This window comes from Ammoniphilus soli, assembly GCF_040813775.1.
Genome location: NZ_JBEGDL010000022.1, coordinates 73827 through 82422, shown reverse-complemented (window position 1 = coordinate 82422; position 8596 = coordinate 73827). Strand labels below are relative to the sequence as shown.

The following is an 8596-nucleotide window of genomic DNA, read 5'->3' as shown; positions in this document are numbered from 1 at the left end:
AGTGTCATTTATATGGTAAATTGCTTGCCTTACTTCTGACCTCATCGTTGATGTTCCAAATGCGTGAGCTTCTTCTTCGGAAAAAGAAAAGAGAGATTAGCGAATTAAAAGCCATATCCATACTGAAAAGTTATCTTGGATTACTGCTGGATTCACTCAACAAGTGTACAGAAGAGAGTGTCCAAATTTTTCAACAGATGTTTCAGATGATCACAAAAAACGGCCGTAAATCGCATCGCTATGACAAGAAAACGGTTTTTGATCTTTTGGGTGTGGTCTATGAAAGCCGAATGAAAGTAGGGGTAGCTGCGTAAGATTCTGAAAAAAATAGATACTAGAAGGCTTATTTGAGTATGCCCATAATGATGAGGAAAAGATCAAAAATCTAGAATAGGGCCTATTTCCAGCCTTAATATGCTTTTACCTACTCCTTAGCTTGATGGGCATGGGGTAGTACCAAGATTTTTGACAAAACATACGTTAATACAAATTTTAGAAACAAAAGGCCCGGTTTTCCTACGCTAAGGAAGGAAGAACCGGTTTTTATCGTTTATTGTGCTAGACAAGATTTTTACTCACTATCGTAAAATATTCTTTTGCTTTAAAAGTATTTCAAGTTCTTCTAAATGTTTTACTGAAGTTGCGGAAGTTCTTCTGCCAAGTTCTAATGCTAATGCTTCTATTAGAGCTATAGTTGGTATTAACGTAAATTGTTGTTCACTCGGCTGTACTTTTAATATAACCGTAGCAAAAGAGACAAGTGGACACGAAAGATGATCTGTAAATAAAATAATCGGAATTCCACGTTCATATGTAAACTCGGCTATTTCAAGTGTTCGATTGGTATAGGGTTCATAGGAAAATACTATAAGAACTTCGTCTTTTTTAAATTGTAAAATCCTATCGTATACTGCTTCACTATCGAAACTTAATTGTCTAGTTTTAGAATAAAACTCCTCAAATAGATGCTCAAGGCAGTAAGCAACAGATTTGTAACCACGAACACCGAATATGTTTATCCTGCTTGCTTGAATAATTAAATCAATCGCCTTTTCAAAGTTTTCGATTAAGGGAGGATCTAAAGTTTTATCAAGCAAACCAATACCGTTCTGCCAAACTTCCGTTAGTGATGTAGAGCCCTTATCATTACTTTTATTATAATTTTTAAAAAGGTGTTGCATATGCTTATATTGTGAAATTGAAGAATCAACCGATACTTTATGAAGATCTTTTCTCATTTCTTGAAAATTTTCATATCCTAAGATTTGCATTACTCTCAATACTGTTGATGTACTTACTTCTGCTTTATCTGCAAGTTCTTTAACAGTCAATAGTCCGATCGACCGGTAATTTTCAACAATGTAATCACATAATTTTCTTTGTTTTTTAGGTAATGAATTTTTTATATTTATAATTTCTCTTAAGATCCCCTTTGTTATGTCTTGTTCTATTATCACGTTTAATAAATCTCCTCTCTTGATTAGATTTTTTTACAATATTATAATTCCTATTAATAACTTCCGATAACATTGTACAAAAAAAAGGAATAGTCAAAATTATTTTTTATAAAAATACATATTTATCTCTACACACTCATTCACTACTGCTTACTAAAATAAATAAACCAAAGCAGCCGCACCGACGATTCCGGCCTGTTGCGAATGGGACAATTTTCGTATCACGGGCTGCCGCTGTTTAACGTATACTGTTTCACATATTCTTTTACAGTGGTAAACAGCGGTTCTCCCACTTCCGATACCCCATCACAGGAGAAAGTTACCGACTGAAAAACGTACTTTCTTCTGTGAAAAGCAATGAACAAATCATTTAATAACAAGCTTGCAAGCCCATAGATTCTTCGTTGCAGTTCTCTGTATTTTTTGCTTGAGCATTTTGCAAATTTATAGGCCTTAGAGCCACAAGGATTTTTTGAGCATAAAAAGGACTTCACCCCAACTTGGAGAAGTTTTCTAGTGACCAAACCAAAAAACCCAAGGGAGGGAAGTCACTATGTATATTCTCCAAAAAGGTCTATTTTCCTTCGAAGAATTGCAAAAAACTTGAATCGAAAGAGCGTTTGCCTATCTTTTTTAACGTTCTTGACTTACGTCCTTATGCCAAGCAATTGATAAACGCTTCACCCCTAGGGGCCGATGGGCATTGTAGACAAGGGATACTTCGTGCTTTGTTGGCAGCCCCGCTCTCAACCCATGTGAATGACGGGGATATGACCCCTACGCTTATGGAGCAAGTCGCCAAAAAGGTGAAAGTCAAATTCTTCATCTGTCTATAACCAGTTAAAGAGTTATGAAGTAGCCAGGAACGTAAAAGCTCAAGCCATTATTCCAATGAATCTTCGAAACGAGAAAGCGCCTCTTGCCGGAATGACATTCGAATGGAACGCCATGCTGTTCCATGGGTTGCCATGACTTATTGGGGAGCAAACGGTGATCAATTGAAATTCCGTTGTCCCCATGCAGGCAAAGTGGATTGTCCGCTTGGCATGGCTGCTTGTTCCTCCTCCAATTATGGGATGGTGGTTAAGATCGACGTAAAGAAGATTTACGCCGATATTGCAGCCCACATCGTGACACGAAAGACGTTGGAAAGAAATTCTGCAGGTCTGCCCATTTTTAGAATTCCTCATCCTCAAGTCCATTTTCGGACTTGTTAGAGATGAGATTTTCTAAAATGCTTCATGTCAAAATTAATTATGCAAAACGGCCAATTATTACAAGTATTGTGACAGGATGATATACAAAGAATACTTTTAAAATTATAATAATTATATTATACTAATTTGTTTCATTGAACACTCCATTCACTCACTTCAGGTTGTCTTGAAAAAAGCCCTTAATCTTAGACTCCAAACATTAGTTTCTAACCTATTATGAAGATTAATGATGAGGAATTTTCAATTTACTTTTAAACCCTGAAAAAACCAGATTGATTTGATTTTAATATTTGTCGAAACATAACTATTTTCTTATCTAATTCCTGACTAATTTTTATTACTTCCGGATGCGATCTTCCTTTATTTTGTGCTAAAATGTATAGCTCTTGACGATACTCATCAATATCCTTATTTAATTCAACTAATTGTGATAAGATCATTAAATTTTCTCTCCCTTCTTAGATTATTAAATTTATTATGTATCAATTTAATCTCCATTCATTTCGAAGATTAAAGTCAACGTAATTAATCAGTAGTTTAGAATTTTTAATAGACCAGATATTTAATATTCTATTTACTTAATATTATCGTTTACTAAATATTCTTATTCATTTAAATATGTAGATCTTTAATATTTAGATCACTGGACACTGTGTAAAATAGATCCTACAATTTGTTTAACGTATAAAATCTAACAAAATAGTTGCCCGGCTATCATTTGATTCCTAAATTGGTAGAAAAAAATACCTAGACAAATAAACATGGCCTTGGTAATAGGATGATGGGGTTGTTTAGATATCAATCAAGATATGGAGTATTTGATGCAAAATTTATTATTGTTTTGTATGGCTTTCTTTAACGTACCAATAATGAATTCCAAATCTTCATCGGTAGTGGATAGAGGAGGTGATAAGACAAGGACGTTGTTAAAGACAGCCATTGTTTCCTTATTTCGGCCAATAATCAAACCGTTGACTTCGCATTCTTCTATCACTTTTCCGACTTTAGATTAAGCAGGCTCTTTGGTCACCTTGTCTTCAACAAGCTCAATTCCAAGCCAAAACCCAAAGCTGTCCGGTTTTCGCAATGCAATGTTTGCTCTACTTGGGGACAGTCCCTAAGTAAGTTAAAGTGCGAAAGTACATAAACATTCCCCGACCAATAAATTCTAATTTTCGATGTAAATCTGTTGTAACTATTTATAGAAAGCCTGATCTTCTAATCAACTTAGAAAATCAGGCTTATTGTTTGAAATTAGGTTAAACCATCCTCTTACTGTTTACCCAATTGATCAGTTAGCTTCCCTAAGTCTTCAAGGGAATTAATATCTTCCATATATCTTGGAATGGCTAAACCCTGCACGAGATCCTCTGTGTTCACTCCTACCATATCCAATTTATCTTTGAATTCGTTATAATATTCACCATGTGTATTTGGCAAGCAAGCACCTACAAACACATCAGCTGTTCCGCTTGCTACTCCTGCAAAGGCAGGTGCAATGTCTACTAGCGTCAATGTAACATTGTACCCTTTTTCTTTTAGTGCTTGTGCAGCTACATAGGAGTCGGCAATACTATCCTGCCAGCCTACATGTACCATCGTAATTTCCTCTCCATCTCCCTGCTCCACCCCTTCAAACCAATTAGCAACGATATCTTCATTTTCTTGCATCCACTTTTCAGCTGCAGCTGCAGGATCCATTCCCTCTTCAATCATCGACATTACTTTACCCAAATCATCAAGCTTCCATTTAAATTGTTGCAAGAGCTTATAGGCATTTGGAAGATCTTCTTTAAATCCTAAACGAGTTACTGTATGCAAATCTTCTGGTTTACCAAAGGTTCCTTTTGGGTCATCTAGGAACTTCAGGTTATATTTTTCTATCATCCAATGGGGGACCCATGCTGTCACTACAATCGGTATTTCTTTCTCTGTAGCCTTTTTAACAGATGCGACCATGGCTGCACTGGAACTCTCCGTTAATTTCCAATCACTTAAATTATAATCCTTAAACGCTTGTTCTGTTGAACGATGAACACCTGCTCCCGGTTCCACCCCTATGACTTCATAATTAAACAGCTCCCCAACCGGTATTGATTCAGCCTGAGTCTTTGGTTCCGCATTACTTTCTGTCTTAGTAGAGCATCCCACAAGGGTCATCGAAACGGTAATTAAGGCTGCAGCTCCTCCTAGAAACATTCTTTTTAACATCATTTACATCCTCCTTTGTCCTTGACCTATATTTTGAGAAAGACGATCTAATACGATAGCTAGAATAACTATCGAAAGACCAGCTTCAAAACCCATACCTATTTTCAGTTGCGTGATGGCTCGATAAACTTCTGTTCCCAAACCAGGAGCTCCGATCATCGAAGCGATAACTACCATGGAAAGTGATAGCATGATACTTTGATTGATTCCGGCCATAATCGCTGGCATGGCCAATGGTAATTGAACTTGAATCAATTTTTGCATAGATGTCGAACCGAATGCGTCAGCAGCTTCGATCAATTCCTCTGATATTTGCCTTATGCCCAAACTAGTCATCCTAATAGTTGGTGGCATCGCGAATATAACGGAAGCAAAAACGCCAGGAACCGTTCCTAATCCAAAAAAGAAAATAGCCGGAATTAGATAAATATAGGCAGGCATCGTTTGCATAAAATCCAAGATTGGCGTCAGGATATTATTGAATTTTTTACTTGTTGCTGATGCTATCCCTAGAGGTAACCCGAAAACAATCGAAATAATAACAGAGGTCATGACCAGCGCAATGGTATAAGCAGCGTGTTCCCAATATCCAAGATTTACAATGAGCAGTAATCCAAACAAGGTAAAAACAGCCACAGACCATCTGCTCACCTTCCAGGCTAAAATGGTCATGAGACCAATAAACACCAAAGGATGAATGAGTAATAATCCATCACTAATCGTGCTTACAACAGAACCTAAAACAACGGAAATAACCTCAAAAAGACCCTCGAAATTGTCTGTCAAAAAATTAATGAACGATTCAACCCATGTATCTATTGAAATCTTCGTGTCCATTTATATCACCCCTTTTTTGACAGCAGTCAACTTAGCTGTGATTCGATTATTCGTTTTCTCCCCTTTTTTTCCTAATTGGATGTCAGAGTTAATGCACGACTTATTTTTTGACATCGCATAAAGTAACCTTTCTTTTGTAACAATCCCTGTAAATTGATTTTTTCGATCCAAGACAGCAACCGGTCTTTCCGATGAGGCTACTTGATCCAGCAGATCCATTAAGAGCATCTCTTCATTCACACAGGTCATATCATGAATCAGAATATCTGCCAAGGACTTCCCTTCCTTGATTGCAGCAGAAACCTCTTGAAATGAAACACTACCTTCTAATTCGTTCCTATCATTCGTAATATATACAAACTGAGCTCCCTCTACTGTCATTTTTTCTAAAGCTCCCCGTAAACCTTTCTCCGCTGCGACAGCCCCCCTATTCTCTTGAATATTAGAAGCCTTAAGCACTTTAGAGAAATCTACATCTTCAACGAATCGTTTAACGTAATCGTCCGCTGGCTGCAAAATAATCTCAGCTGGGGTCCCGATTTGGACAATGGAACCGTCTTTCATCAAAGCAATACGTCCCCCGATTCTTAAAGCTTCATCCAAGTCATGGGTAATAAAAATGATTGTTTTATGCATAGATTCTTGAAGCCGTAATAGCTCGTCCTGCATCTCTTTTCGAATCAACGGATCTAGTGCGCTAAAGGCTTCATCCATTAACAGGATATCCGGATCATTGGCAAGTGCCCGGGCAAGCCCTACTCGTTGCTGCATTCCGCCACTCAATTGGTCAGGGAACGATTGTTCATAACCTGTAAGCCCAACCAATTCCAGAGATTTTAAAGCCTTTTCTGTTCTCTCCTTTGATGGAACACCCTGTATTTTCAGCCCATACTCTACATTTCCTAAGACCTTTTTGTGTGGGAATAAGGCGAATTTCTGAAATACCATCCCGACTTTTTTCCGCCTAACCTCCCTCAGCTGTTCTTTATTCATCTTAACTATGTCAATCCCATCGATCTGAATCTCACCTTCCGTCGGTTCAATCAATCGATTCAACATTCTGACTAATGTTGACTTACCGCTTCCCGAAAGCCCCATAATTACAAAAATCTCGCCAGACCCCACTTCAAAATTGGCTTTATTCACCCCAACCGTCATTCCTGTTTCTTCAAGTATCTCTTTTTTGGTTTTCCCTTCAACCAGATAGCGAATAGCTTGTTCTGGACGGTCGCCAAAGACCTTTGTCACATTGCTGACTTTAAATTTTGCTTTGACTGCTTTATCCACACATAACCACCTCTCTTTTATTTGACCCCAACCATTAGACCCTTCTTATCAATTTTAAGATTGAACCATACAATAATGTAAATGATTAAAAAAGCACTCCAACCAGCTTGAAATCAAATTATTATCCTGACAAAGGTAAAGATTTCAAATTAATATAATGTATAACCTACCCTTTCTAATGTTTAATAAAAAGAAAGCTTCGCTTTTATAATTAATCCTCCCTTCTCAACATAAAAAACGCAATTCTATAATGGTCTTTATTACACTTAGACAGACCCGAAATTAATAACTTAATTCCGAGACTCTACTAATTAAATATAATTCTAAATTTTCAAATAAATATATCATTGGACATGTTGTCACATAAATATTAATATTTTTTTAACATTGGACCCTTTTTGATGCGGTGAATCCAGAACTTGTTTCTGCTGTTCCACAAAGATTCTCCTTTTCTAATTAGCAGTTTTGATCAATACGAAGCTGTCTTGCGTTAAACTCATATTCTTTGTTTCCGGGGCCATGAACATAGTGACTAAAAATGCTATGAAAAGCAACGCCCCACAAATATACATCGCAGCTGCCAAACAATAATTCCCCAAAATGAACGGAAAGAAAAACGTACCAATGGAAGAGGCGATACGGGTTACTCCTGTGATAAAGCCCATTGCCGTATTAAACGTTCCATAGATTATAAAGAGAACTAGGATAAAAACAAATGACATATTCAATCCAGAGGTTGCTCCCAATACGAATAAAGAGATGGAACATACTAAAAATGGCCAAATGAGTGTAGGTTTTCTTCCGTATTTTTCAATAAGATAAAGGGAAGGAAGCAAGCCCACAAGATAGAAAATATTAATGACCGCCGCTCCCAGGTATTCCTTCGTTCCATTAGCAAAACCAAATTGGCAAGGCTCTCAGGGATATAGGTACCTGTTGCCAAGTTTGGTATGACTTGAAGTGACCAGAAAACTACCACGAAAATTGTCAATTTCCCATAACCATTTTCGAAACGTATCGAGAAAGGTGGTTTTCTCCTTGGTCACTGGTTCGGCCGACATGATGACATGTTCCCGAATATTTTCAGAACAATAGCGTTTGCTTCTTTTTCCCTTCCTTTGCTGGCCAGCCAACGAGGGGATTCTGGCATATTTAAACGTGCGACAAGCATGAAGATTACTGGGATCGCACTGCTTAAAAACATCCATCTCCAGCTCGTATCACCTATGGATAGCAAAAAGCAACCGACCAAATAGGAACTGGCGTAACATACCAGAATCCATTAAGCCCTCCAAGTAAGGAACCACGATTTTTTTTGGAGAAAATTCCGCCATCAAGCCTCCTGCAATGGGGTAATCTACACCTCGCAATACCCAAAACAAATCGTAAAATGACCAACTGCATGGGATCGTTGACATAAAACTGAAGAATTGACGTAACAGCCACGACAGTCATATCGATGAGAACCATCTTCTTCAGGCCAACAAGGCCTGTAAGATAGCCTCCTAATATCACCAATAAACATACCTACAAGAGTTGCCGTTCCAAGTAGACCTATCATGGATACAGACATATTCAGTTGAGACT

General features: G+C 37.6%; 8 protein-coding genes and 2 pseudogenes. 2 read left to right on the top strand and 8 right to left on the bottom strand.

Annotated features, from left to right (window positions below; translation table 11 throughout):
* Positions 1–314: pseudogene (locus tag ABLT31_RS27760) on the top strand (IS4 family transposase); the annotation flags it as partial.
* Between the two features lie 264 nt (positions 315–578).
* On the opposite strand, the gene ABLT31_RS27755 reads toward ABLT31_RS27760, so the two are convergent.
* Both ABLT31_RS27755 and ABLT31_RS27750 read right to left on the bottom strand, forming a co-directional pair.
* Complete coding sequence (locus tag ABLT31_RS27755) at positions 579–1457, bottom strand: MurR/RpiR family transcriptional regulator (RefSeq protein ID WP_367757988.1); 879 nt, start codon at positions 1455–1457, stop codon at positions 579–581.
* 221 nt (positions 1458–1678) lie between these two features.
* The gene (locus tag ABLT31_RS27750; RefSeq protein ID WP_367757986.1) at positions 1679–1837 is read right to left on the bottom strand and encodes a hypothetical protein; all 159 of its coding nucleotides are present in this window, start codon (positions 1835–1837) and stop codon (positions 1679–1681) included.
* 173 nt (positions 1838–2010) lie between these two features.
* Here ABLT31_RS27750 and ABLT31_RS39050 point away from each other — a divergent pair.
* Positions 2011–2615: pseudogene (locus ABLT31_RS39050) on the top strand (transposase); the annotation flags it as partial.
* A 310-nt stretch (positions 2616–2925) separates the two neighbouring features.
* Here ABLT31_RS39050 and ABLT31_RS27735 read toward each other — a convergent pair.
* The 6 genes from ABLT31_RS27735 to ABLT31_RS27710 form a co-directional block, all read right to left on the bottom strand.
* Complete coding sequence (locus tag ABLT31_RS27735) at positions 2926–3114, bottom strand: aspartyl-phosphate phosphatase Spo0E family protein (RefSeq protein WP_367757980.1); 189 nt, start codon at positions 3112–3114, stop codon at positions 2926–2928.
* An 832-nt stretch (positions 3115–3946) separates the two neighbouring features.
* On the bottom strand, positions 3947–4888 hold the full coding sequence (locus ABLT31_RS27730) for a glycine betaine ABC transporter substrate-binding protein (RefSeq protein ID WP_367757978.1): 942 nt from the start codon (positions 4886–4888) through the stop codon (positions 3947–3949).
* Positions 4889–5722, bottom strand: coding sequence for an ABC transporter permease (locus ABLT31_RS27725; protein WP_367757976.1), 834 nt, complete (start codon positions 5720–5722; stop codon positions 4889–4891).
* Positions 5723–7009, bottom strand: coding sequence for a quaternary amine ABC transporter ATP-binding protein (locus tag ABLT31_RS27720; protein ID WP_367757974.1), 1287 nt, complete (start codon positions 7007–7009; stop codon positions 5723–5725). It abuts the gene before it with no gap.
* A 452-nt stretch (positions 7010–7461) separates the two neighbouring features.
* A complete protein-coding gene (locus tag ABLT31_RS27715) occupies positions 7462–7851 on the bottom strand; it encodes an MFS transporter (RefSeq protein WP_367757972.1) in 390 nt (129 codons plus the stop codon).
* A gap of 200 nt (positions 7852–8051) precedes the next feature.
* Positions 8052–8213: an MFS transporter gene (locus ABLT31_RS27710; RefSeq protein WP_367757993.1), complete on the bottom strand. Its 162-nt coding sequence runs from the start codon at positions 8211–8213 to the stop codon at positions 8052–8054.
* Positions 8214–8596: the final 383 nt, after the last annotated feature.